21 protein-coding genes and 3 tRNA genes are annotated in these 24,448 nt (G+C 43.4%); 4 read left to right on the top strand and 20 right to left on the bottom strand.

Annotated features, from left to right (window positions below; translation table 11 throughout):
- Positions 1-216 precede the first annotated feature (216 nt).
- The 8 genes from glmS to B1202_RS15690 all read right to left on the bottom strand — a co-directional run bounded on the left by glmS (position 217) and on the right by B1202_RS15690 (position 7,835).
- Positions 217-2,055 (bottom strand): glutamine--fructose-6-phosphate transaminase (isomerizing), encoded by a 1,839-nt coding sequence (gene glmS / locus B1202_RS15725; protein WP_078191537.1) that lies wholly within the window; start codon positions 2,053-2,055, stop codon positions 217-219.
- A 12-nt stretch (positions 2,056-2,067) separates the two neighbouring features.
- Entirely contained in the window at positions 2,068-3,432 is a 1,365-nt protein-coding gene (gene glmU, locus B1202_RS15720; RefSeq protein ID WP_078191536.1) for a bifunctional UDP-N-acetylglucosamine diphosphorylase/glucosamine-1-phosphate N-acetyltransferase GlmU, read from the bottom strand.
- 21 nt (positions 3,433-3,453) lie between these two features.
- The gene (locus B1202_RS15715) at positions 3,454-3,930 is read right to left on the bottom strand and encodes a phosphatidylglycerophosphatase A (RefSeq protein WP_078191562.1); all 477 of its coding nucleotides are present in this window, start codon (positions 3,928-3,930) and stop codon (positions 3,454-3,456) included.
- Between the two features lie 22 nt (positions 3,931-3,952).
- Positions 3,953-4,870: a thiamine-phosphate kinase gene (thiL, locus tag B1202_RS15710; protein ID WP_078191535.1), complete on the bottom strand. Its 918-nt coding sequence runs from the start codon at positions 4,868-4,870 to the stop codon at positions 3,953-3,955.
- A 20-nt stretch (positions 4,871-4,890) separates the two neighbouring features.
- Positions 4,891-5,340 carry a transcription antitermination factor NusB gene (gene nusB / locus B1202_RS15705; protein ID WP_078191534.1) on the bottom strand — a complete coding sequence of 150 codons (450 nt, stop codon included), beginning with the start codon at positions 5,338-5,340 and terminating at the stop codon, positions 4,891-4,893.
- A 4-nt stretch (positions 5,341-5,344) separates the two neighbouring features.
- Entirely contained in the window at positions 5,345-5,815 is a 471-nt protein-coding gene (gene ribE / locus B1202_RS15700; RefSeq protein ID WP_067765591.1) for a 6,7-dimethyl-8-ribityllumazine synthase, read from the bottom strand.
- 11 nt (positions 5,816-5,826) lie between these two features.
- Positions 5,827-6,948 carry a bifunctional 3,4-dihydroxy-2-butanone-4-phosphate synthase/GTP cyclohydrolase II gene (gene ribBA / locus B1202_RS15695; RefSeq protein WP_078191533.1) on the bottom strand — a complete coding sequence of 374 codons (1,122 nt, stop codon included), beginning with the start codon at positions 6,946-6,948 and terminating at the stop codon, positions 5,827-5,829.
- Between the two features lie 314 nt (positions 6,949-7,262).
- Positions 7,263-7,835 carry a TetR/AcrR family transcriptional regulator gene (locus tag B1202_RS15690; RefSeq protein WP_078191532.1) on the bottom strand — a complete coding sequence of 191 codons (573 nt, stop codon included), beginning with the start codon at positions 7,833-7,835 and terminating at the stop codon, positions 7,263-7,265.
- Between the two features lie 130 nt (positions 7,836-7,965).
- Between B1202_RS15690 and B1202_RS15685 the strand changes: the two genes are divergently transcribed.
- Both B1202_RS15685 and B1202_RS15680 read left to right on the top strand, forming a co-directional pair.
- A complete protein-coding gene (locus B1202_RS15685) occupies positions 7,966-8,715 on the top strand; it encodes an SDR family oxidoreductase (RefSeq protein WP_078191531.1) in 750 nt (249 codons plus the stop codon).
- 50 nt (positions 8,716-8,765) lie between these two features.
- Complete coding sequence (locus tag B1202_RS15680; protein ID WP_078191530.1) at positions 8,766-9,359, top strand: 2-hydroxychromene-2-carboxylate isomerase; 594 nt, start codon at positions 8,766-8,768, stop codon at positions 9,357-9,359.
- Positions 9,360-9,450: 91 nt separating this feature from the next.
- Here the strand turns inward: B1202_RS15680 and B1202_RS15675 are convergent, their stop codons facing one another.
- Positions 9,451-10,962, bottom strand: coding sequence for an aldehyde dehydrogenase family protein (locus tag B1202_RS15675; RefSeq protein WP_078191529.1), 1,512 nt, complete (start codon positions 10,960-10,962; stop codon positions 9,451-9,453).
- A gap of 221 nt (positions 10,963-11,183) precedes the next feature.
- On the opposite strand from B1202_RS15675, the gene B1202_RS15670 reads away from it, so the two are divergent.
- Positions 11,184-12,365 (top strand): helix-turn-helix domain-containing protein, encoded by a 1,182-nt coding sequence (locus tag B1202_RS15670; protein ID WP_078191528.1) that lies wholly within the window; start codon positions 11,184-11,186, stop codon positions 12,363-12,365.
- Positions 12,366-12,386: 21 nt separating this feature from the next.
- On the opposite strand, the gene B1202_RS15665 is transcribed toward B1202_RS15670, so the two are convergent.
- Positions 12,387-13,349, bottom strand: coding sequence for an alpha/beta hydrolase (locus B1202_RS15665; protein ID WP_078191527.1), 963 nt, complete (start codon positions 13,347-13,349; stop codon positions 12,387-12,389).
- 245 nt (positions 13,350-13,594) lie between these two features.
- The gene (mdh, locus tag B1202_RS15660; RefSeq protein ID WP_078191526.1) at positions 13,595-14,806 is read right to left on the bottom strand and encodes an iron-dependent methanol dehydrogenase; all 1,212 of its coding nucleotides are present in this window, start codon (positions 14,804-14,806) and stop codon (positions 13,595-13,597) included.
- Between the two features lie 400 nt (positions 14,807-15,206).
- Here mdh and B1202_RS15655 point away from each other — a divergent pair, with 400 nt between their 5' ends.
- Positions 15,207-16,907 carry an NAD-dependent malic enzyme gene (locus tag B1202_RS15655; protein ID WP_078191525.1) on the top strand — a complete coding sequence of 567 codons (1,701 nt, stop codon included), beginning with the start codon at positions 15,207-15,209 and terminating at the stop codon, positions 16,905-16,907.
- 140 nt (positions 16,908-17,047) lie between these two features.
- Here the strand turns inward: B1202_RS15655 and B1202_RS15650 are convergent, their stop codons facing one another.
- From B1202_RS15650 to B1202_RS15610, 9 genes are all read right to left on the bottom strand, one after another.
- The gene (locus B1202_RS15650; RefSeq protein ID WP_078191524.1) at positions 17,048-17,707 is read right to left on the bottom strand and encodes a methionine ABC transporter permease; all 660 of its coding nucleotides are present in this window, start codon (positions 17,705-17,707) and stop codon (positions 17,048-17,050) included.
- Positions 17,688-18,758, bottom strand: coding sequence for a methionine ABC transporter ATP-binding protein (locus B1202_RS15645; protein ID WP_078191523.1), 1,071 nt, complete (start codon positions 18,756-18,758; stop codon positions 17,688-17,690). Before B1202_RS15645 ends, B1202_RS15650 begins: the two co-directional genes overlap by 20 nt.
- A gap of 10 nt (positions 18,759-18,768) precedes the next feature.
- Positions 18,769-19,599 carry a MetQ/NlpA family ABC transporter substrate-binding protein gene (locus B1202_RS15640; protein ID WP_078191522.1) on the bottom strand — a complete coding sequence of 277 codons (831 nt, stop codon included), beginning with the start codon at positions 19,597-19,599 and terminating at the stop codon, positions 18,769-18,771.
- Between the two features lie 64 nt (positions 19,600-19,663).
- Positions 19,664-21,085: an LLM class flavin-dependent oxidoreductase gene (locus B1202_RS15635; protein ID WP_078191561.1), complete on the bottom strand. Its 1,422-nt coding sequence runs from the start codon at positions 21,083-21,085 to the stop codon at positions 19,664-19,666.
- A 14-nt stretch (positions 21,086-21,099) separates the two neighbouring features.
- Positions 21,100-22,323 carry an SfnB family sulfur acquisition oxidoreductase gene (locus B1202_RS15630; RefSeq protein ID WP_078191521.1) on the bottom strand — a complete coding sequence of 408 codons (1,224 nt, stop codon included), beginning with the start codon at positions 22,321-22,323 and terminating at the stop codon, positions 21,100-21,102.
- A gap of 11 nt (positions 22,324-22,334) precedes the next feature.
- Complete coding sequence (locus B1202_RS15625; RefSeq protein ID WP_078191520.1) at positions 22,335-23,537, bottom strand: SfnB family sulfur acquisition oxidoreductase; 1,203 nt, start codon at positions 23,535-23,537, stop codon at positions 22,335-22,337.
- A gap of 410 nt (positions 23,538-23,947) precedes the next feature.
- Positions 23,948-24,023, bottom strand: a tRNA-Gly gene (locus B1202_RS15620).
- A 46-nt stretch (positions 24,024-24,069) separates the two neighbouring features.
- Positions 24,070-24,145, bottom strand: a tRNA-Gly gene (locus B1202_RS15615).
- A gap of 47 nt (positions 24,146-24,192) precedes the next feature.
- Positions 24,193-24,265, bottom strand: a tRNA-Gly gene (locus tag B1202_RS15610).
- Between the last annotated feature and the right edge of the window lie 183 nt (positions 24,266-24,448).

Genomic DNA, 24,448 nt, shown 5'->3' with positions numbered 1-24,448 from the left:
ATTAAGACTATGTAACGAGTAAGCACTTTGATTTTGTGTTTTCGGGCTTATTTTCGGTGCGGTTTTTCGGATAATCAGAATAGTGGTGGGTTACTCAATAGGGATTAGAATAAATCTGACGTGATAGTTTGAAGTAAAATCTACAATCTCAATGGATATACTTGAAAAGCGCGTCTAAAAAAGGGAGCATAAGCTCCCTTTTTTAGACTTTAAATTTTATTCCACCGTCACAGACTTCGCCAAGTTACGTGGCTGATCGACATCTGTTCCACGTAGCACTGCAACATGATAAGAGAGCAGTTGTACTGGAATGCTATACACAATCGGTGCCAAGATTTCATTCACACTTGGCACATAAACCACGTGTTGACGATCTTTCGCTTTGATCCCGCTGTTTTCATCGGCAAAGACAAACAACTCACCACCACGCGCTTGAACTTCTTCCATATTTGATTTGAGTTTATCCAACATGTCATCTTGTGGAGCAAGAATCACCACAGGCATATCATTATCAACCAGTGCCAATGGACCATGTTTTAATTCACCAGCCGCATAACCTTCTGCGTGGATATATGAAATCTCTTTAAGTTTCAAAGCACCTTCAAGGGCGATAGGGAACTCAGTTCCACGACCCAAGAATAGACAGTGATTTTTTTCAACAAATAATTCTGATAGACGTAGAATCTCAGCATTATTTTGTAAAGTATCTAAAATCACTTTTGGTGTATGCCAAAGCGCTGCAATAATTTCAGAAACACGGTCAGCTGAAATGCTTTGCTTAATTTGGCCTATTTTCAATACCAATAGCATTAATGCCGCAAGCTGTGTGGTAAATGCTTTGGTCGAAGCAACACCAATTTCAGGGCCTGCGAGCGTCAACAAACTGTAGTTGGTTTCACGTACCATCGACGAGGTTGCCACGTTGCAAATGGTCATGGTGGTGATATTCAAGCTCTTCGCTGCTGCACGCTTTTGCGTATCACGCAGTGCAGCTAAAGTATCGGCTGTTTCACCTGATTGAGAAATACAAACATACAGTGTGTTATTCACAATCACAGGCGAGCGATAACGGAATTCACTGGCAATTTCGACTTGGCAAGGTACATCAATCAGTTGTTCAAACCAATATTTAGCAATCATGCCGGCATGGTAGCTGGTACCACATGCGATGATTTGTACTTGTTGAATTTGGCTGAAATCTTGAGCTGCATTGACAAGGAAATCATCACGAAGCGCATTACCATTTAAGGCTTGTGAAATCGTTTGTTTAATCGCTTCAGGCTGCTCATAAATTTCTTTGAGCATATAGTGCTTATATTCACCTTTTGAAGCATTGCTTACAGTCGCATCAAGCTCTTTGATTGGTCGATTCACTAATTTACCATCGACGAATACTTCAATGGTATTACGTGTCAAACGTGCAATATCACCTTCTTCAAGGTAGATAAAACGGTTGGTAATCGGTAAAAGTGCCAATTGATCCGAGCTAATAAAGTTCTCGCCAATACCGACACCAATCACGAGTGGTGAGCCTTCACGTACCGTGATTAATTCATCAGGATGGTCGGTATGTACTATACCCAGTGCATAAGCACCTTTGAGTTGAGGCACGACACTTTTAACCGCTTCCAAAAGACTCGGAGTGCTTTTTAAAGCGTCATTGACTAAATGCGCAACAACTTCTGTATCAGTTTGTGAGGTAAAAACATAACCAAGCGCTTCTAGATCATCTTTAAGCTCTTGATAGTTTTCAATAATACCGTTATGAACTACAGCAACATTACCTGAAATATGCGGATGGGCATTATTTTCAGTCGGTTTACCATGGGTTGCCCAGCGCGTATGTGCAATACCGACTGAACCTGCGATATCTGCTTCTTCAACGGCTTGTTCAAGATTTGCAACTTTACCTACGCGACGTTCACGTAGAACGTGGCCTTTATTAATCAGCGCTAAACCCGCAGAGTCATAGCCACGATATTCAAGACGCTTTAAGCCTTCAATTAAAATATTGGTAATACTACGTTCTGCGACGCCACCGACAATACCGCACATAATTTAATCCTCTTATTTCTTCAATTTTTGGGGACGTTGATAGTTTTCTTTGGCAAATTGCTTCGAACGTTCTACCGCAAGGCTATTGTCTGCCACGTCACGTGTAATGGTTGAGCCAGCACCCACTGTTGCACCATGACCAATGGTGACAGGAGCGACTAATGAGCTATTTGAGCCGATAAAGGCTGAGTCACCAATAATGGTTTTAAATTTGTTTGCGCCATCATAGTTGCAGGTAATGGTGCCTGCGCCAATGTTTGAACCAGCACCGACTTCTGCATCACCTAAATAGGTAAAGTGGTTGGCTTTTGAGCCTAACCCGACAGTGGTATTTTTAACTTCAACAAAGTTACCAATATGTACTTCTGCAGCTAATTTTGCGCCTGGGCGTAAACGTGCAAATGGACCGATTTGAGCGTCTTCACCAACAATGGCACTGTCAAAAACACTATACGGTTGAACTTTAGTACCTGCCTCAATCTTGGTGTTTTTAATGATACAGCCTGCACCAATTTCAACGTTATCACCAAGTTCAACATCACCTTCAATAATCACGTTAATATCGATACGGACATCTTGACCAACAGTCAGTGTGCCACGTAAGTCGAAACGTGCAGGATCAATCAGGTGAACGCCTTGTTGCATTAGTTGTTTAGCTTGGAATGCTTGAAATTCACGTTCAAGGGCAGCCAATTGTACGCGGTCATTGACACCTTCCACTTCGAACGCACGTTCTGGTTCAACAGATGCCACTTCGAGATCGTCTGCAATCGCCATGGCAACGATATCGGTCAGGTAATATTCACCTTGCGCATTATTATTGCTTAATTTTGGCAACCATTCGTGCAATTTAGCATTACTTACGGCATAAATACCGGTATTAAATTCTTTGATTTTACGTTGTTCTTCAGAGGCATCTTTGTGTTCAACAATGGCTTGAATTTTGCCATTTTCACGTACAATTCGACCATAACCTGTCGCATCATTAACTGTTAAAGTTACTAAGCCAATGCCGGTTTGAGCAGATGCATCTAATAGTTTTTGTAATGTTGCTTCAGTGATGCAAGGCACATCACCCGAGAGAATCAAAGAAATCCCGGTTTTTGCTAAGACAGGCAGAGTCACTTTGACTGCATGGCCTGTACCCAATTGTTCTGCTTGTTCAACCCATTTGACATTTTCATGTGCAAACGCGTTTTGAACCAATTCACCGCCATGCCCATAAATGGTAATTATTTCTTCTGCATTTAGTTTTTTCGCAGTGTTGATGACATGGCCAAGTAGTGGGTGTCCTGCGAGTGGTTGTAATACTTTGGGTAAACGAGAACGCATACGTGTCCCTTTACCTGCAGCAAGAATAATAACGCTAGTAGACATGTTTAATCCTAGGTGTTTCTATTACATAGACAAAATATAAAAATAAATACAGATGCAAAGCGCGGCCCAAAGACCTGCAATAATGTCGTCAAACATGATGCCAAAGCCACCACCGACCTGACGGTCAATGACGCGAATAGGCCACGGTTTCCAGACATCAAATAAACGGAATAAAGCAAAACCAATCAATGCCCAAGTCCAGCTCATTTGCCCAAGATATAAAATCGGGAGGAAGGTAATGGACTGACCGGCAAATTCATCCCATACGATGCGGCCATCGTCATGAACACCCATGACTTTGGCGGTTTGACCACAAATATAGATACCAATAATCGACATGATGATCATGACTATAATGGAGTTGAGAAAGCCGATTGCAAGCCAACCGGGAATAAACAACAAAGCAAAAGCAGAGCCAAAGGTACCCGGTGCTTTGGGTGCAAGACCCGAGCCAAATCCCACGCCACAAAAGGCGATGACCCGGTTAAACCAAGACATGGATTTAAAGTTAATGGCTGGCTTATGCAAAATGCTGGTATCCCTTAAATTTTATGACTTGGTCAACACCGTGGTTGTTATAACGGATTCCCAAATTAGGGGTGATTTGACCGATTTTACTAATGTTTACATCTAATTTTAGTTGCAGAAGTTTTTTATAATTCTGCGGACTTATTGTAAAGCATAACTCATAGTCATCTCCACCCGCGAGTGCGTATTGCCACTGCATTTCTTGTTGTAATTGTTTTACATCGGGATCGATAGGAAGTTGATCTAATTCAATTTCTGCACCGACGTGTGAAGCAGCGAGGATATGTCCTAAATCTTGTGCGAGCCCATCAGAGACATCAATCATACTGTTGGCTAAGCCTTTGAGCTGTTGGCCCAATAAGCAACGTGGTGTGGGATAATCTAAACGGCGTTGTAAGCGATGACCTAAATGGTTTAAGCCAAATGCAGCATCACCGACTTGTCCGCTGACGCAGATATAATCACCGATTTGGGCACCTGAACGTGGGACAGCTTGTCCTGATTTTACCCAGCCAAGGGCTGTGACTGAAATCGTCAGATGAGGACTTTGTGTGGTATCACCACCAATTAAACTCACACCAAATTGATCGCAACAATCATATAAACCCTGACTAAAGCCTTTGAGCCAGTCATGATCAATTTGGGGTAGGCTCAATGCCAATAAAATACTGTGCGGTTTGGCGCCCATTGCAGCAATATCAGAGAGATTGACGGCAACAGATTTCCAGCCGATGGCATGTGGGTTTGTGTCGAGGGGAAAGTGACGCCCAGCAACCAGTGTATCGGCACAGATGACCAATTGTTGCTGTGGAGGAGGGGTGAGCAAGGCTGAGTCATCACCGACCCCTAAATCGACAGAATTGATATTCTGACGATTAAAATAGGTATCAATGATCGAGAACTCAGCCATACAACGTACTACTTAAAAAATTAATTAGCTTGTTGTTTTTCTGCTGCACGCAATGTAGTCGCTAAACGATCCAATACACCATTGATGTATTTGTGGCTGTCTGCACCGCCAAAATGTTTAGCTAACTCGATCGCTTCATCTAACACGACGCGATATGGAATCTCAAGATGTTCTTTGAGTTCATATGCACCAAGACGAAGTGTTGCAAGTTCAACACCATCTAAAGCGTCTACTTCACGATCGAGCACAGGGATTAAAAGCGCATCCAATGCTTCATGATTGGCAACAACCTCGGTCAATAACTCGTGGTAATAGCCGAGGTCGACCTTGTGCATGGCATTATCCACACGTGTACGTGCTTCAATCTCATGGACAGGATTGCGGCTCATTTGCCATTCATAAATTCCTTGTACAGCAAAGCGACGTGCTTTACGTTTTGCTGCATAAGTTGCTTGAAGTGTTTGCGACATAGCGTTAAATAGCCTTTAACAAGTTAACCATTTCAATAGCAGTCAAGGCAGCTTCACTACCTTTATTGCCTGCTTTTGTACCTGAGCGTTCAATCGCTTGTTCAATACTATCCGTAGTCAATACACCATTAATTACTGGTAAGCCAGTGTCTAGACCAACAACGCCTAAACCTTTGGCACATTCGCCAGCAACAAAATCGAAGTGAGGCGTGCTACCACGAATCACTGCGCCAAGCGCGATGATGGCATCGAAACGATCTGAAGCTGCAAGTTTCTTCGCAACCACAGGAAGTTCCCAAGCACCCGGTGCATGAACAACAGTGATATTATCCTCTGATACGCCATGACGTTTCAATGTATCAACGGCACCTTCTAGCAAATGTTCAACAACAAAGCTATTAAAACGACCAACTAAAATCGCATAACGGTCTTCGTTCGCGAGATGTAACATACCTTCAATACGGCGAACTGCCATAGCAACCTCGATTATTTCTCTGATGTTTGATTTGCGGTGATGTATTCCACCACTTCTAAGTTAAAACCTGATAGTGCATTAAAGCGTAGTGGCGAGCTGAGAAGCTTCATTTTTTCCACGCCTAAATCACGTAAAATTTGTGCCCCGACACCAATGGTTTGATACTGCTGAGACAGTGCTGCATTGGATTTAACATTTTTCGGTGCAGTTAAATTTTCTAAAGCAGGACCTAAGTCCTGTAAATGACGCTGACCGATCCACACTAAAACACCACGATCGCTGGATGCGATTTCTTTGAGTGCTTTATCGAGATTCCACGCCGGAGCGCCATCTTGTTTATTGAGTTTTAATAAGTCACGAACTGGGCTGAAACCATGTACACGGACTGTGGTTACGCCTTGTTTCGGTTCGCCTTTAACCAGTGCCAAATGAATGTCTGGGTTACCAATTTCACGGTAACGGAACAATTCAAAAGTACCATATTCAGTATCTAAAGTTTGTTGATCAATGCGCTCAACGGTTTGCTCATTGGTCATGCGGTAGTGAATTAAGTCCGCAATCGTCCCCATTTTTAAGCCATGCTTTTCAGCAAAAACTTCAAGATCAGGGCGACGTGCCATGGTGCCGTCTTCATTGATGATTTCACAAATCACCGAAGCTGGTTCAAGACCTGCTAAACGCGATAAATCACAACCGGCTTCAGTATGACCTGCACGGTGAAGGACACCACCAGGCTGCGCCATCAGCGGGAAAATATGGCCTGGCTGTACAATATCCGCCGGTTTAGCATGTGCTGCCACCGCCGTTTGAATGGTGTGCGCACGTTCAGCAGGTGAGATGCCTGTTGAAATGCCATTTGCTGCTTCAATCGACAAGGTAAAGTTGGTACCGTGCTGTGCACCATTGGCATCTACCATGAGTGGTAGATTTAACTGTTGGCAACGCTCTTTGCTGAGCGTTAAGCACACAAGACCACGCGCATGCGTAATCATGAAGTTGATATCTTCAGGGCGTACGTGGGTCGCAGCGATAACAAGGTCGCCTTCATTTTCACGATCTTCATCATCCATCAGGATGACCATTTTTCCTGCACGAATATCAGCTACGAGCTCTTCAACAGTATTGAGCGGCATCAATCTTCACCTTTTTGTTTGTCTCGAATGACATTTACTTGCATTGATTGTTGCATAGTCTAACGTTTTTTTGCGTTCTTTGCCTATGCTTATCATTTTCCTTTAATGGCTCATTGTTATACACAGTCGTCAGAACCTTGAAAAGAGGACTTTATTTGAATTGTGCCATTTATGCCCAATCTTTAAGCGATTGAAAAGCATAAAAATTGGCAACCTTATACGGATATTGAATAATTAAGCCAAAGGAAGCTGACAATTTGTCGGAAGCGTTTAATCGCTTAACTACATGAAGGATCACATAAAATAATCGTTACTTATGCAGCTGAGTGTGCAGCTAAATAATCTTGAATGATCATTTTATTGGCCTGCAAAATGCTTTTTTGTAATTCGGGATCATGCATTGCCCGTGCAATTAAAACCGCACCGACCAATTGAGACATCATGGCCCAAGCTTTTTCTTCACTCGCCAAATGTGTACTAAATAAAGCATGACCGCGCAGTAATTCCTTTTCATAGGCCTGTTTAATCGTGTCATCTGCACGAGCTACTTCGGTCGCAAGTGTCGGCAAAACACAGCCTTGTTCAGGATGTTCAAGGTGGGAAGGGGTTAAGTAACGGTCTAATTCAAAATTAATCCAGTCGGCTGCATTGTGATGCGGGTTGCTTTGCCACAAGTTAAAGCTTTGCTGCAATTCATATTCAACCAATGCTTTGAGTAAATCCTGTTTTGACGAAAAATGTGAATAGAATGCGCCACTGGTCACACCTGCAGCTTGCATTAAGCCGTCAACACCTGTTGCTGCAAAGCCATTTTTTTTCGCAATTTGCCCCGTAATGTTGAGCAATTCTTGTCGTTTTTGTTGTTTGTATTCGGGTTTATAGCGCATGTGCATGACCCTAAAAATTATGATTGACGATAAATTAATCATAACATAGTATTCGTTATAGTAACGATCGTTATTCAATAAAATTGATCGCACGTGGAATATAAAAACTATCCAGCACGAGGAGATCGTCATGGGAAATAATCATTTATCTAAGCCTGCCAAAGGTGTGGCATTGATCATTGGTGCAGGAGATGCCACCGGCGGTGAAATTGCCAAGCGCTTTGCTCGTGGTGGTTATACCGCATGTATGACGCGGCGTAATGTGGACAAATTACAGCCCTTAATAGCTGAAATTCAAGCGCAGGGAGGGACTGCTTTTGGCTTTGGTTCGGATGCTCGAAAAGAAGAGCAAGTGATTGAACTCATCGAGCACATTGAATCAAACATTGGCCCGATTGAGGTGATGGTTTTTAATATCGGTGCCAATGTGCCATGTAGTATTTTGGAAGAAACAGCACGTAAATATTTCAAAATTTGGGAAATGGCATGTTTCTCGGCATTTTTAACGGGTCGGGAAGTGGCAAAACGCATGGTGAGCCGTGAATCTGGCACGATTATTTTTACTGGCGCAACAGCAGGTGTGCGCGGTGCGGCTGGCTTTGCCGCTTTTGCTGGCGCAAAACATGCGCTTCGTGCCTTGGCACAAAGCATGGCGCGTGAACTAGGGCCAAGAAATATTCATGTGGCGCATGTGGTGGTTGATGGGGCGATTGATACCGACTTTATTAAAGATACTTTTCCCGATTTGTACGCAAAAAAAGCGCAAGATGGTATTTTAAATCCAGTACATATTGCGGAAAATTATTGGCATCTCTCACAGCAACCACGAGATGCATGGACGCATGAATTAGATCTGCGACCGTGGATGGAACGTTGGTAAGCACTGATTTAAAAATATTAGGAAAATAAGCAAAAAAAAGGACGAAAAAAATGAAAGTCATTGAATTTTATTTTGATGTCGGCAGCCCATATAGTTATATCGGTTTTCATCGCATTCAACAGATTGCACAGCAGTATCAAGCCGAGCTGATCTGGAAGCCGATGCTACTTGGTGGCGTGTTTAAAGCCACAGGCAATAGTAGCCCGATGGCGGTTCCTGCTAAGGCACGTTATTCCATGATTGATCTTCAACGTTGGGCAAAGCTATGGCAGATACCCGTACAGATGAATCCTTATTTTCCAATCAATACCTTGCAATTGATGCGCTTACTCACAGCCGTTCAGCTGTTTCAGCCTGAAAACTTCGTGCAAGTGGCGACGGGTGTTTTTGATGCCATGTTTGGGCAACCCCGCAATTTAAATGATCTCACCATCTTCATGCAACTCATGCAAGAACTGGGGCTAGGTGCAGAACAAGTGAAACAGTGGTTGGATGATGAAAAAGTCAAATCTGAGCTGAAAGTGGTGACCGAAGAAGCCATTGAACGGGGTGTTTTTGGCGCACCGAGTTGGTTTGTGAATGATGAGCTATATTGGGGTGTGGATCATCTACATTTCGTAGAGGATGCGTTACACGCGCAGTAACGCTTGGTGATACATGCCTAGATCAATTAAAAAATTGAAATAAAAAAGCGAACCTCGGTTCGCTTTTTTATGCTCTGGATTAAATCAAGATTTAGAAGAAGCCCATTGGTTTGGTGTCATAGCTCACCAATAGGTTTTTGGTTTGTTGGTAATGATCCAACATCATTTTGTGGTTTTCACGGCCGATCCCTGATTTTTTGTAGCCACCAAATGCTGCGTGTGCAGGGTAGATATGATAACAGTTGGTCCATACACGACCTGCCTGAATGGCACGACCCGCACGATATGAAGTATGTGCTGAACGCGACCAAACCCCAGCACCTAGACCATAAATCGTGTCATTGGCAATTTTAATGGCATCATCAAAATCTTTAAACGTTGCAACAGAAAGTACTGGTCCAAAGATTTCCTCTTGGAAAATCTTCATGTCATTGGTACCTTTAAAAATCGTTGGCTCAATATAGAAACCTGTACCGACTTCATTTCGTGGGTCACCACCAGTAATCAGCTGAGCACCTTCATTTTTACCTGTCGCAATACAGCCCAAGATTTTATCTTGCTGCTCTTGCGATGCTTGTGCGCCGATCATGGTATCAGTGTCTAAAGGATGACCGGTCTTAATACGTTTGACACGTTCGACAGCCATTTCCAAGAATCGATCAGCAATGCTTTCCTGTACCAAAGCACGTGAAGGGCAGGTACAGATTTCACCTTGGTTCAGCGCAAACATGGCAAAACCTTCGAGCGATTTATCAAGGAACTCATCGTCTTTGTCCATGATGTCTTCAAAGAAGATATTTGGCGATTTTCCGCCAAGTTCTAAAGTCACAGGAATGATATTTTCAGTCGCATATTGCATGATCATTTGACCGACAGCGGTTGAACCCGTGAAGGCGATTTTTGAGATGCGTGGGTTGGTCGCCAGTGGACGACCGACTTCAACACCATAACCATTCACAATATTCAGCACGCCCGGTGGGAGTAAGTCTTGAATGAGTTCAGCCAAGACCAAGATGCTGACAGGTGTTTGCTCCGCAGGTTTCAACACGATGCAGTTACCCGCAGCCAATGCTGGAGCTAGTTTCCAAGCCGCCATCAAGATTGGGAAATTCCACGGAATAATTTGCCCGACCACGCCAAGTGGCTCATGGAAATGGTAAGCAATGGTATTTTCATCAATTTCAGAAATGCCGCCTTCTTGCGCACGGATACAACCGGCAAAATAACGGAAATGATCGATACACAGTGGAATATCAGCGGCTAAGGTTTCACGAATCGGTTTACCGTTGTCCCATGTTTCTGCGACCGCAAGGAGCTCTAGGTTTTCTTCAAGTCGATCGGCAATTTTTAATAAAATATTTGAGCGTGTGGTTGGGGAAGAGGCATTCCATTGGGCTTTGGCTTTATGCGCTGCATCCAAAGCCAATTCAATATCTTCAGCAGAAGAACGTGGCACTTTGGTAAAAACTTTACCGTCTACAGGGGAGATATTTTCAAAGTATTCACCTTTCACTGGCGCGACCCATTGGCCACCAATCAGGTTTTCATACTGAGCTTTAAACTGAACTTTTGAACCGGGTTGATTAGGATCGACATAACGCATATGAATTTTCCTTTGCTTGTTTATTATGATCTTGTTGGGCTGCCCATCTGTGGCAATCTACAGCTTTGGTATAAGGTACTTTTGTACATTATTTGATTAGCATAGCCTGTATAAGGTTGGAAAAAGGTTGGAGACAAGAAGGTTTACAATATTTTTTTTCAGTCTTAAAAACAAAAGCCGGGAAACGGATTTTTAGTCATGAATTGTTGTGAGAATAATGAATGATGATACAGAAGGATTTATCTGAAAAACGACAGAATGTCGAACGGTTAAGACAGGGCATGAGTCTGTCAAAGCAGCAAACCTCGCAATTGAATGAGAGCATTGCGAGTTCTTGGCAGCGATCGGCGCAGGCAGAAATTCCGGAAAATCGGAGTGCTGCGCCTTTGGTAAATTTAAGCCCCCAAAGTCAACAACAGTCGGCATTGCATCATGCGTTGCAACATTGTGCCGAAGATTTAAAACACATTGCCGAACAGTCGTCGATGGTACTTGCCGTGGGCGATGTAGGGAGCACGATTATTTGGAGTGCGTCGAGTCGGCAAATGCAAAGTGCTGCGGAAAGCGTGCATTTTATTGCAGGTGGGCAGTGGCGCGAAGAATTGGTCGGAACCAATGCTTTAGCGTTGTCTTTAAAAACGCAACAGTCGAGTTGCGTGTTTTCAAATGAACATTACATGCCATCAGTACATGAATGGGTCTGCTATGCAGCACCGATTATCGATCCACATACGCAGCAAATTTTAGGTGTGGTTGATTTATCCACCGTGTGGAAAAACCACAATAGTTTAGGCCTACTTGCGGCTGAACGCTGCGCTTCGATTATTCAATCGGCTTTGCTCGATTTTCAAAAACAGCATTTGTACATTCGGGCCTTTGCTGTGCCGCAAGTGTTATTTAATGGCAAAGTGATGGTGCTGACCCCACGGCAAATTGAAATTTTGACCATCTTGGCGCTATGTCCGCAAGGCATGACCTTAGATACTTTGCATCAAGCCTTATATGGTGAACGTAAGGTGAGTGTTGGGACTTTAAAAGCGGAAATGTCGCAGCTTCGTGATATTTTGGGCGGTATGTTAGGCTCAAGACCCTATCGTTTATTGGCGCAAGTCGAAGCGGATTTTTTACAAGCCGAGCAAGCTTTAGATGCCGGTTATCTCGATTCGGCATTAAAACTGTGTTCAGGGGTTTTCTTGGCCAAAACCGAAAGTCCTTTTTTAGGGGCATGGCGTGATTGTCTTGAGTCACGATTAAGCCAAGCAATTTTTAATGCCAAAGAAACAGATGTTCTGCTCAAGCATGTCGCGCGCTTTCCTGAAGCTATTGATGCGGTTGAACGTCTGATCGAGCTGATGCCGAGATCGCATCCCGTACATCAGACCTTGTTGAAATTAAAACAGTAAGTCGCAACATCATACAGGCTGTTAAAGACCTTTATTGGCCAGCCATTGAAAGAGCTGGTTATAGACTTGTTCTCGCGCAGTTTTTTCCGAAAGCACTAAATCATGCAAGCCATTGTGAATGCTTTGAATGGTGACATCGCCCTGAATTTTCTTGGCATATTTTTGGATGTCTTTTACTCCTAGAATCACATCACTGGTCTGCGCTGCTTTACCCCATCGTTTTGGGTTTTGTGTTTGATGCGAGTGCATGACCAAGACTGGTACATCTAGGCTGACACCTCGGTGGATCTCTTTTTGAGCCTCATAGATTGTCCGCACGAAACTTAAATACACCATTGGATAGCGGGTCTTTTTCCAGTCTAAATTGAAGTCCCATTCACCCTTGAGTTCACGGTGTAAGCTGGCGGTGTACCATTTATTCAGTTCACTCGGAAATTTTAAATTGGGAAAGGTTTTTGCCAATTTACTCAGCTGTGGAATACCCAGTGCGCGTTTCACTGGATTCATGTTGAAATCATAAAATGGGCTGTTAACCCAAAGGGCTTGAATTAAAGGATGATTTTGATGATGCGCCGCATACAAGGTGGTAGTTAAGCCTCCGGTTGAATGACCACAGAGCAGTAAGGCATCATGACCTTCATCAGCAATGATCGCTAAGGCTTGATCTATTTCGGCATCATATTCAGACAGTGCATGCACATTATAGTATTTTTGATGCGGGCGGATGGAGCGACCATATTTTCTTAAATCTAAGGCATAAAAGTCGAAACCGTGCTGATTAAAGCGTTCAGCCATTTCGGTTTGGAAAAAATAATCGATAAAGCCATGGATATAGAGCACCGCTTTGGAGGTAGGAGCCGCTGCTTTTTTTCGAACCAGTGTGGCAACCACTGGGCCTTCATAATCATCTGGGAAGGTCAGCGTGGCTTGTTCATAACCTGCGCCCAAAATATCAGGCTGATACTGAATTGGTGAATGGCTCATTATTATACTCATCAATATTATTGGACATTATGCTTTATCCTTGATGAGCCATGAGCTTTTGTCAAATGAATAATCGATGCTGTTTTTGCGGACTAAAAAGAGTGACCTCAGTATGAAAGCAACCAATCTATGGTCGCTTTCCTGAAATAAAAGGTGAAATGGATTCAGTTGAGCCTACATCACCAGACTCAAAGGGTAATGTAGGCACTTGGGTCACTTAAACATGAAGACTTTTTGGGCTTAACTTAAACGGCCGCTTTGAAGTCGACCACAGAAGCATTGGCTTTAAGCGCTGCCTTGAAAATATCAACCACTTGAGCATGATTCGCTTTACGTGGATTGGTTAGCATGCAGGCATCTTTTTGCGCATTTTCAGACATGATGCTGAGGTCTTGTTCTTTCACACCAAGTTCAGAAAGGCTCGATGGAATGCCAATCGAAGCAGAGAGTTCACGGATTGCTGCAATCGCTGCATAAGCCGCTTCAGTCACCGTTAAACCGTCGGTTGGCACACCCATGAGCTGCGCGATACGTGCATAGCGGTCAGGGCAGGCGATCAGGTTAAATTCGCAAACGTGTGGTAACAGCACGGCATTACATACACCATGTGGCAAGTTGTAGAAGCCGCCGAGTTGGTGCGCCATCGCGTGGACATAACCTAAAGATGCATTGTTAAATGCCATCCCAGCTAAGTACTGTGCATAGCTCATCGCATCACGTGCTTCTAGGTTTTCGCCATTGGCGACGGCAGGGCTGAGCCATTCACTGATCATTGCAATGGCCTTTTCAGCACAAGCATCGGTAATAGGATTGGCTGCTGTAGAAACATAAGCTTCGACCGCATGCGTTAATGCATCCATACCGGTTGCTGCAGTGAGCGCCGCAGGTTTTGCAATCATTAGTTTCGGGTCATCAATGGCGATAAGAGGCGTACAACGCCAATCGACAATCGCCATTTTAACGTGGGTGTCAGTATTGGTAATAATACAGAAACGGGTCATTTCTGATGCCGTACCTGCGGTGGTATTAATCGCAATGAGTGGAGTCATTGGGACTGTACTTTTATCGATGCCTTCATAGTCACGAATATGACCACCACCTGCAGTGACTAAGCCAATGCCTTTGGCACAGTCATGAGAAGAACCGCCGCCGAGAGAGACAATAAAGTCACAGCCATTGTCATTGTAGGCATCAACACCGCTATGTACGTTGGTGTCAGTTGGGTTGGGTTCTGCGCCCGGGAAGATGTGACTTTCTACGCCAGCTTCAGTTAAATATGCGGCAATGGTGTCTGCCACACCAAATTTGTATAGACCGGCATCGGTCACGATGAGCGCTTTTTTTGCGCCAAGATTTTGCGCCTTTGCGCCTATTTCTTTAGCGCAGCCGGGGCCAAAAAGTGAAACACAAGGGATGTAAAAACCGTTTGTTTGATCTGCAATATTTTTAAAAGCCATGGTGCGATTCCTTCTACCATTCATTGTCATTTGTTATGGGTGATACTCACCTAAACTGAGTATTGCGAGGGATGTTTTAAATTCACACCTACCAAAGACCTACCAAATTTAGGGCTTTGTATTGAATTTATTTAATTGATTGAAATTTAATCATTAATTATTTTTATTATTTTCTGAGATTCGCTAAAAGTCGTATAAATTTAAGCCAAAATAGGCGTTGCTGTGACTAGATGCATGATCGAGTTATCAGATTATAAAATCTAACTAAAACTACTATCAATTTACTAAATGCCCAAAAGCACTCGAATCAGGATAGGCTATAACAAATAACGAGATAGTCACTTTTGTGCATTTCGCTTTTTGCAGTGCGAAACAAAAGATTAATTAAACGAGTTAAATAATGCCCAGTGAAAATTTGAAAACGAAACGACCTTTATATATTCCTTATGCCGGAAATACACTTTTAGAACTCCCACTTTTAAATAAAGGTTCTGCGTTTAATGAAGATGAACGGAAGAGCTTTAATTTACACGGTTTAATTCCACACGTTACTGAAAGCATTGAAGAGCAAAGTCAGCGTTCTTATCAGCAATATTGTGCATTTAATAGTGATATCAATAAGCATATCTACCTGCGCAATATTCAAGATACCAATGAAACATTGTTCTATCACTTAATTGAAAACCACCTCAGTGAGATGATGCCGATCATCTACACGCCAACAGTGGGTGAAGCATGTCAGCGCTTCTCGGACATTTACCGCCGTCATCGTGGGATTTTTATTTCATATCCTGACCGTGATCATATCGATCAAATTATTCATAACGTGAATAAAAAGAATGTGAAAGTGATCGTGATTACGGACGGTGAACGTATTCTTGGTCTTGGTGACCAAGGCATTGGGGGGATGGGGATTCCGATTGGTAAGTTGTCACTGTACACCGCATGTGGTGGGATCAGTCCAGCTTATACATTGCCGATTACTTTAGATGTCGGAACCAATAATCAACAGCTCTTGAATGACCCGATTTATATGGGGTGGAGTCAGCCTCGTATCAGTGGTGAAGAATATTATCAATTTGTCGATGACGTGATTAAAGCCATACAACAACGTTGGCCTAAAGCGCTGATTCAATTTGAAGACTTTGCACAAAAAAATGCGATGCCTTTACTGGAAAAATATCGCGATAAAATTTGCTGCTTCAATGACGATATTCAAGGGACAGCAGCAGTGTCTGTCGGAAGTTTAATAGCAGCATCACGCGCAGCAGGTAAACAGCTCAAAGATCAAATTGTCACATTCTTAGGGGCAGGTTCAGCAGGCTGTGGGATTGCAGAACAGATCATCAAGCAAATGGTGGCGGAAGGTTTAACCGATGCTCAAGCACGTGCGCGGGTGTTTATGGTCGACCGCTTTGGTTTAATTACTGAAAATCAGCCGAATCTTTTAGATTTCCAACGCAAACTTGCGCAAACACCGGATAACGTCGCACATTGGGCAAATGCAGATTCAGTCATTTCGCTATTGGATGTGGTCACACATGCTAAACCGACTGTATTGATTGGGGTTTCGGGACAACCGGGACTGTTTAGCCAAGAGGTCATTGAAACGATGGCTGCGAATTGTGAACAGCCTATTGTGTTGCCATTATCTAATCCGACATCGCGTGTCGAAGCGGTGCCTGCAGATATTATTGAGTGGACTAAAGGTAAGGCTCTGATAGCGACTGGCAGTCCATTTGCACCAGTGAATTATCACGGCAAGATTCATCATATTTCACAGTGCAATAACTCCTATATTTTCCCGGGGATTGGTCTCGGTGTGATTGCATCTGGGGCGAAACGTGTGACGGAAAATATGTTGATGGCATCTAGTACGGCATTGGCAGACTGTTCACCAAAATTGGCAGATCCAAATGCCGATTTATTGCCAAGTTTGGATTATTTACAGGATATTTCGAAGAAAATCGCATTGAAAGTCGCATTGGCTGCGATTGCTGATGGTGTTGCACCAAATGTCAGCGTTGAAGTGCTAGAACATGCGATTGAAGCGAATTTCTGGAAACCTGAATATCGTGATTATGTCCGTGTGACCTATTAATTTGGTCTAAAGATTCTGTTTAAACAGAATCGATTTTGCATCTGATCGAAAAAATACCCTAATCCAGATTAGGGTATTTTTTTATGTGTAGCGACACGGTTTTTTTCTAAGAAATACGAAAAATAATCGTGAGGGGCGTTTTAAATTTTGCGTTTATCCAATTGGTTGGAAATGTGATCACCACAGGCTTGAACCAGCATCACGATCGCGACCAAGACCACAATCACTGCCAACATGATTTGCATATCAAAGCGTTGATAACCGTAACGGTAAGCAATATCCCCCAAACCACCTGCACCGATCGCCCCTGCTATGGCAGAAGAGTTGATCATGGTCACCAAGGTCACGGTAAAGCCTGCAACAATGCCGGGAAGTGCTTCAGGGAGCAGCACATGCCAAATGATTTGTTTGCGATTACATCCAATGGCTTGAGCGGCTTCAATCAGACCTTGATCGACTTCACGTAAGCTTACTTCAGCTATACGTGCAAAAAAAGGCGTGGCCGCAAGGGTTAAAGGCACGACAGCAGCCCAAACGCCATAACTGGTGCCCACGATAAAGCGCGTGAGCGGAATGAGCGCCACCATTAAAATCAGAAAAGGCACCGAACGGGTAATATTGACCAGCCAGCCTAGCGTGTGGTTTAGGCTTTTGGAAGGATAAATCCCGTGTTCAGCACTACACACCAATACGACCGCTAAAGGCAGGCCGATTAGAAAGGCCACAAAGGCTGAAACGCCGACCATCAGTAAGGTATCAATGGTTCCACTAATCAGTAAATCAATGAGTTGGTCGTGCATAGCCGAGTACCTCAATCTGTGCGATATGGTGTTTAAGTTGTTCAGATAAGGCGTTGATCTCTAAATGGCTGTTGTCCACAGCAACAATCAACGAACCGATTAAATGCCCTTGAATACTATCGATATGACTTTGATACAGATGTACTGGCGCCTGAAATTGATCAAAAATAAACTTTAAGTCCGGTGACTGTTGTAGTGTCGATTCATAGCGTAATTTTAAAATGATTTGATCATTTGGATCTGAAGGCTGTGGTTGAATATCGCTTGGTAAATCAAGCTGTTCAAGGTTGAGTAACTCTTGTGTGATCTGCTGCTGAGGCGTTGAAAATACTTTCCAAACCTTTCCTGCTTCTACAATTTCGCCTTGATCGATCACCACAACTTGATCGCAAATCTCGCGAATGACCTGCATTTCATGGGTAATCAACACAATGGTGATACCGAGCTTTTGATTAATTTCTTTAAGCAAAGACAGCACAACAGAGGTACTTTCAGGATCGAGTGCAGAAGTCGCTTCATCACAGAGTAAAATCTCCGGATGATGAACTAGCGCTCGTGCAATCCCGACACGTTGTTTTTGCCCACCGGAAAGTTGAGAAGGGTAGTGCGCTGCTTTATTCTCGAGTCCCACCAGCTTCAGCACTTCATTCACTCGCTGAGCGATATCAGCTTGACTGAAATTAGCAATTTTAAGGGGCAGCGCGATATTGTCATACACAGTTTTGGCAGACATCAAATTAAAATGCTGAAAAATCATACCTATGCGTTGACGCAGAGCAATCAACTCTACGTGATTTAGGCGAGACAATTCTTGTTGATGGATGTGAATACTACCATTACTGATTTGTTCTAGGCCATTCAGCGTTCGAATCAGCGAAGATTTACCTGCGCCGCTTTTCCCAATAATGCCGAATATTTTGCCTTGTGGAATATTCAGATTGATATCTTTTAAGGCGTGAACTTGCTGTCCTTGCACATCATAAAATTTATTTAAATTTTTGATTTGGATATGGGGGACGGCAAATTCAACCGATGAACCGAAACTCACCATGAGCGACTCCTTATTTCCAACCGGGGAACCACAGTTTTGCACCAAAATCTGCGTCCAATGCTTGTTTAACTTTAGGTGAGTTTTGATAAATATCGACAAATTTACGCAGTTTATCGTCACGATCTACATAGTCATCACGTACGGCAAATAAGATGGCAAAACGCTTGTCAGTGTTGGAGTCAAACAGTAAGGCATTTTCAGGATCGGCAGTTTTTGCTAGACGTAAATAATGTGGATAGCCAAAAGCCAGATCGACATCATCAATTGCACGTGCCGTTTGAGGGCCTTCCACCTCAATAAATTGAAGCTGTTTAGGATTCGCTGCAATGTCATTTAAAGTCGATAAAAAGTTATCTGGCTGTTTCAGTTCAATGAGCTTGGCTTGCTGTAACAGTTGTAAGGCACGGCCCTGATTGACCGGATCATTCGGAATCACCACTTTGGCTTTATGGGGTAAATCAGCAAAGTTTTTATACTTTTTTGAATACAGTCCGACATGGGTAGCAGCACCGACATCAAAGGCTTTGATTTTAAAATCCGTTTCTTTTTTTGCATTGTCTAGAAACGGCTGATGTTGGAAAAAGTTCGCGTCAATATCGCCGTGGTTTAGGGTGATATTCGGGGTATTCCAGTCCGAAAATTCCACCAATTTCACGTTCAGTCCTTGCTGCTTGGCTTCATCTGCGGCGACTTGTAAGGGTTTAGCAAAAGATGGGCTAATCCCAATCACCAATTCACTTTGATGACTTTTCTTTTGTTGATTCCAAATAACTAAGCCAATCACCAAGATGGCCACGATTACACCAATCAGTGTGAATTTAGATTTTGCTGTTTGTGCCATGGCACACCTCTATATTTCGAAATAATTAAATTTTTTGACTAAAATTTTGTTTTTTAAGTGCAGCTTATGCTGTCTCAACGTTTTTAAGTGCTGCCTGAGATCCCGCGTCGAAAGTGGGACATCGATAGCGATGAGCAGGATGTGTCGTGGCTAAATGGTCACCTTGTTGAAACAGTTTTTGCCGCAAACTACCGGTGTCATATGCAGTTTTATAGCGACCACGTTGCTGTAATTCAGGAATGACCAAACGGATAAAATCTTGATGTGACTCAGGTGCAACGGTGCGAGTCAGATTAAATCCATCGATGCCAGTTTCATCCAAATAATCAATCAACTGCTTTGCAACGTTGGTGCCACTCCCGACAAAGAGCGGATAACGCCCACCTAGAACGTGCTGAGCACGCAAATCTTGGCGAGTAATTTTTTGCTCTTTAAATTTTTGATTGACCGATGCGATGCTATTGGTCTGCTGATACGGAATGGCTTCATCTTCTGCAAAATTGGCGAGGTTCATCCCAATCGAACTGGAAAAGTGTGCCAGTCCCGCTTCAGGATTGGCATAGCGAATGTATTCAGCCAATTTCTCTTGGGCGAGCTCATCGGTCTCTGCGGTCACTACCGTAATGCCAACAAAGAGTTTCACGGCTTGTGGGTCACGACCTTGCGCTGCGGTTTGGCTGCGAATTTTTTGTACCTGATTTTTGACTTTTTCAGCGCTGTCCGCACCGATAAACATGCCTTCTGCATGTTGCGTAGCAAAAGCTAAACCACGTGGTGAAGCACCGGCCTGATACAACACAGGGGTGCGCTGAATCGATGGAGAAACTTGAAATACCCCTTGGCTTTGATAGAACTTCCCTTGGTGTTGAATGGCATGTACTTTTTTTGGGTCGCTAAAGATGCGATGAGCTTTATCTTTTTGAACCGCATCATTTTCCCAAGAACCTTCCCAAAACTTATAGCAAAGCTGCAAAAACTCTTCAGCTTGTTCATAGCGTAGATCATGATCTTTCAAGCCTTTTTGCCCAATCAAGCGTTCTGCACTGTCTAGATATCCCGTCACGATATTCCAGCCGATTCGGCCTTGGGTCAGGTGGTCTAGGCTGGCAAATCGACGTGCAAATTGATAAGGCGTTTCATAGCTCAAATTGACTGTTACACCAAAACCTAAGTTTTCAGTGACTACAGCCATTGCAGAAATCAGGGTGCTGGGGTCATGGCTCGGCAGTTGGATTGACTCTTTAAGTGTGAGATCAATATTGCCTTCATAAACATCATAGACCCCGGTGATATCCGCAATAAATAGCCCATCAAACAGCCCTTGCTCCAAGGTTTTGGCAAGATCGGTCCAATAGCTCAGTTCATTAAAGCGGTGCGACTCATCGCGTGGATGGGTCCATAAGCCATGATTGATATGCCCGACACAGTTCATGTCGAAGGCATTCAGTAAAATTTTCTTGGCTGTATGTGATCGGGTATCTGCCATCGTGATTTGGCTCATTACAAGGTCCCTCGACGTGGGGGCAATACGCCATTCAGGAGGTAATTGGCAATGAAGAAATATTTCCATCGCCCTGCATCATGCAAGGTATGAACACGTGCATTACGCCAAAAACGATCTAGACCATCTTCACGCTGACTGCCACGGCTGCCTGCAAGCTCAATCAATTTTGAAGCCGCTTTAAGTGCGGTTTCAGTACTATGCGCACGCACTTTCGCGACATCTAGAGAAGCTTTTGCGATGTTTTCGGCATTCGGCTGTGGGCGAGCAGCATCGATGGCACGAGCGGCTTGTTTCAGCAAGACCTCACTGGCGCGAACATCTGCAGCAATGCGACCGAGTTCGTATTTGGTTAAAGGATCTTCGCTTGCAAGATCAAGACCGGAATCAATCCATGGTCGAGCTTGGTGTACGCGGCGCAAACTTTCTTCAAAGGCTGCACGGGCAATCCCGACTTCAATCGCAGCATGCATAATTTGCGCAAATGGCCCCACCAATGTCGGTTCCGTAAATGCATGATCAAAGGGAATGACATCTGTGGCAGGAACCGCAACTTGATGAAATTTAACAGAGCCGCTACCCGTGGTGCGTTGTCCAAACCCTGTCCAATCATCGATCAACTCTAGACCTGCACTTTCACGTGCAATAAAGGCTAAATATTCACGACCATCAGGGGCTTTGACTAATGTGGGAATGCGATGCGCAAATAAACTGCCGGTGCAATAAAACTTTTCACCATTCACTACAAAACCATCGTCATGAGGGCGAATCGACGTTTGTTTTTGCGCAGCGGTTTTGGTTTTAAACTCGGCTAAGGCATTGCCAAAACGTGCGCCAGCAAGCACTTCGGCATAAAGCTTTTGCTTTTGTTCAGCTGTACCGGTGTTTCGTAATACTTCTAGTGCATAAAAATGGTTTTGTGGAATTTGTCCAATTGAACCATCAACACCACTCATAAGCGCAATCACTTGCGCCACGGTATCACTTGAAACTTCGGCACCGCCAAAAGCTTTGGGAACCGTGATTGCCCAGAGTCCAGATTGGCTATAGGCCTCGATTTCATCAAAAGGGAGTATGCGTTCGGCATCACGTTGCACGGTATTTTTTCTAAATTGTTCGGCCAATTGTTTTGCAATTTCAATCGCTTCTGCATCGGACTGAATAATATGCGCAGGTGTTGTTGATGCGGCCTGTAGCGAATTAATATTTGGAAATGAGGTCATCAGAATTCTCCTTAAATCCACGCATGGCGTGCAGGTAATTTATGATTTAAGTAATAGTCGCCTAAGGTATGCAGCTTCCAGCGCACAGGATCATGTAAGGTGTGTACTCTGGCATTGCGCCAGTGTTGATCAAGGTTATGGGCACTCAAACTTGCACGGCTGCCGCCTAATTCAAGGAGTTTTTCAGAGATCTGTAAGGCTGCATCATTGGCATAGATTTTGGCTTCTGCGACACGAATCGAAGCCAGAGCAGCTTGTTGTTCACTCACCTGAACAAGCTGATCTAATTCATCGAGGTAATCTGCGGCTTCATCTAAAAGTAAAATCGCAGCATCCAATAAAACTGCAGATTTCCCCACTTCTTGTAGGGTGTAGGGCTCAAAACTGGCTTTCTCAACTTGTGCATCCACAATCGGACGGGCTTTTTGTACCGCAGAAAGGGTGTCTGCAAAGGCAGCTTCCGCAATCCCGACATCGATTGCAACTTGCATCAATTGCGAAAAGGCACCTCGATACGTTGGCCCTGCAGAAAGCTTACGTTCATCAAAAATTAATAGGGGGTCTACTGCCACATGGTTTAGTTTGACGGTGCCACTTGACGTTGTGCGTTGACCAAAACCATTCCAATTATCAGTTACTTCTACGCCTGTAGCATGTCGATCAATAATGGTCAGGACAACATGACCTTCAGGGTGAACGGCTTTAATTGCCAACCAATCTGCAAAACTACTGCCAGTCGAATAGAACTTTTCACCATCGACCACATACCTTCCATTTTCAATGCGCAGCGTTGTATTTAAGGTTTTGGTATCTTTGGTATTGCGCTCTGGGCCACCATTGGCTAAACGTTTTCCCTGTAAAATTTCATTAAAAATAAAGGTTTTTTGCTCATCCGTTCCCATGAGGTCAATCATATACAGCAAGGCAATTTGGTTTTGTGGAATTTGGCCCACGCTAGAATCTGCTTTGTTGATAATGCGAAAAACCTGCGCCAGTGTCTTGTTAGACACGTAGGCACCGCCAAATTTTTTGGGAATACGAATGCCGCCTAAACCTTTCTGACTGAATAAGTCGATTTCTGCAAAAGGCAGTAGGCGGTTCTGATCACGTTCATTTCGACCTTCCAAAGCAAAATCTGCAACGTGATACGCTGCATGAATTGCTTCTAAGTCATTTTCAATAACATGAATATTTTCAGAGATTAAATGAGACATAATGACACCTTTAATAGATATCAAAACGCTACTCGTAAATGCGTGATTCTTTAAATGATGGATTATTCTTAACTTAGCAAAATGTCTGTTTAGCATTTAATCTGCATAAAAATTATGCAGATTTGATAAAATAAGTGTTTGATTTAAAACAATAGATGTAGGAAAAACAACAAGAGTATTGATGATGTAAATCTGGTGTTAGCAACTTTGTAGATATTCAACCTTAAAAATAATATATCTAAGACAGGGGCTTAGCTGTTTTTATTTTTTGAGTGGCAGCCATTTTGAACTCCAATTGATACTCAACATCATAGAGCTATGCAAAGATTAAAAAAGGGCTGGAAATTGATAGGGATGTTTTCATTCTGCAATAAAAAAGCCCCCATCTTTCGATGAGGGCTTTTTGAATTTGGAGCGGGAAAGGAGACTCGAACTCCCGACCCCAACCTTGGCAAGGTTATGCTCTACCAACTGAGCTATTCCCGCGGAGTCTATCCTGTTTTTTTACTAAAAAACTGAATCGAAAAAAATTTGGAGCGGGAAAGGAGACTCGAACTCCCGACCCCAACCTTGGCAAGGTTATGCTCTACCAACTGAGCTATTCCCGCGGAGTCTATCCAATTTTTTAAATAAAAAACCGAATGAAAAAATTTTGAGCGGGAAAGGAGACTCGAACTCCCGACCCCAACCTTGGCAAGGTTATGCTCTACCAACTGAGCTATTCCCGCATAGCCACGTATAATACATTAAGGATTTTTCAGGTCAATAACTTTATGAAAATCTGTGCATCGTTTGCATAAAATAAAAACAATTTGTTTGAAATTCGGAAGATTTTTGCAGGTCCAAGGCTTCCCTTTTGATGAAATCATGCAATTCAGGCGGTTTCAGCAACTTTGCGACACAAGAACTTG

The organism is Acinetobacter amyesii, from assembly GCF_002018365.1.
Taxonomy (GTDB): domain Bacteria; phylum Pseudomonadota; class Gammaproteobacteria; order Pseudomonadales; family Moraxellaceae; genus Acinetobacter; species Acinetobacter amyesii.
Note: the sequence above shows the minus strand (reverse complement) of the source record. Positions and strands in the feature narration are given on the sequence as shown.

Coding starts and splice junctions, on each gene's coding strand:
- glmS (WP_078191537.1), bottom strand. CDS start 2,055: ATGTGCGGTATTGTCGGTGGCGTCGCAGAACGTAGTATTACCAATATT.
- glmU (WP_078191536.1), bottom strand. CDS start 3,432: ATGTCTACTAGCGTTATTATTCTTGCTGCAGGTAAAGGGACACGTATG.
- B1202_RS15715 (WP_078191562.1), bottom strand. CDS start 3,930: ATGTCTTGGTTTAACCGGGTCATCGCCTTTTGTGGCGTGGGATTTGGC.
- thiL (WP_078191535.1), bottom strand. CDS start 4,870: ATGGCTGAGTTCTCGATCATTGATACCTATTTTAATCGTCAGAATATC.
- nusB (WP_078191534.1), bottom strand. CDS start 5,340: ATGTCGCAAACACTTCAAGCAACTTATGCAGCAAAACGTAAAGCACGT.
- ribE (WP_067765591.1), bottom strand. CDS start 5,815: ATGGCAGTTCGCCGTATTGAAGGTATGTTACATCTCGCGAACGAAGAC.
- ribBA (WP_078191533.1), bottom strand. CDS start 6,948: ATGCCGCTCAATACTGTTGAAGAGCTCGTAGCTGATATTCGTGCAGGA.
- B1202_RS15690 (WP_078191532.1), bottom strand. CDS start 7,835: ATGCGCTATAAACCCGAATACAAACAACAAAAACGACAAGAATTGCTC.
- B1202_RS15685 (WP_078191531.1), top strand. CDS start 7,966: ATGGGAAATAATCATTTATCTAAGCCTGCCAAAGGTGTGGCATTGATC.
- B1202_RS15680 (WP_078191530.1), top strand. CDS start 8,766: ATGAAAGTCATTGAATTTTATTTTGATGTCGGCAGCCCATATAGTTAT.
- B1202_RS15675 (WP_078191529.1), bottom strand. CDS start 10,962: ATGCGTTATGTCGATCCTAATCAACCCGGTTCAAAAGTTCAGTTTAAA.
- B1202_RS15670 (WP_078191528.1), top strand. CDS start 11,184: ATGATGATACAGAAGGATTTATCTGAAAAACGACAGAATGTCGAACGG.
- B1202_RS15665 (WP_078191527.1), bottom strand. CDS start 13,349: ATGAGCCATTCACCAATTCAGTATCAGCCTGATATTTTGGGCGCAGGT.
- mdh (WP_078191526.1), bottom strand. CDS start 14,806: ATGGCTTTTAAAAATATTGCAGATCAAACAAACGGTTTTTACATCCCT.
- B1202_RS15655 (WP_078191525.1), top strand. CDS start 15,207: ATGCCCAGTGAAAATTTGAAAACGAAACGACCTTTATATATTCCTTAT.
- B1202_RS15650 (WP_078191524.1), bottom strand. CDS start 17,707: ATGCACGACCAACTCATTGATTTACTGATTAGTGGAACCATTGATACC.
- B1202_RS15645 (WP_078191523.1), bottom strand. CDS start 18,758: ATGGTGAGTTTCGGTTCATCGGTTGAATTTGCCGTCCCCCATATCCAA.
- B1202_RS15640 (WP_078191522.1), bottom strand. CDS start 19,599: ATGGCACAAACAGCAAAATCTAAATTCACACTGATTGGTGTAATCGTG.
- B1202_RS15635 (WP_078191561.1), bottom strand. CDS start 21,085: ATGGCAGATACCCGATCACATACAGCCAAGAAAATTTTACTGAATGCC.
- B1202_RS15630 (WP_078191521.1), bottom strand. CDS start 22,323: ATGACCTCATTTCCAAATATTAATTCGCTACAGGCCGCATCAACAACA.
- B1202_RS15625 (WP_078191520.1), bottom strand. CDS start 23,537: ATGTCTCATTTAATCTCTGAAAATATTCATGTTATTGAAAATGACTTA.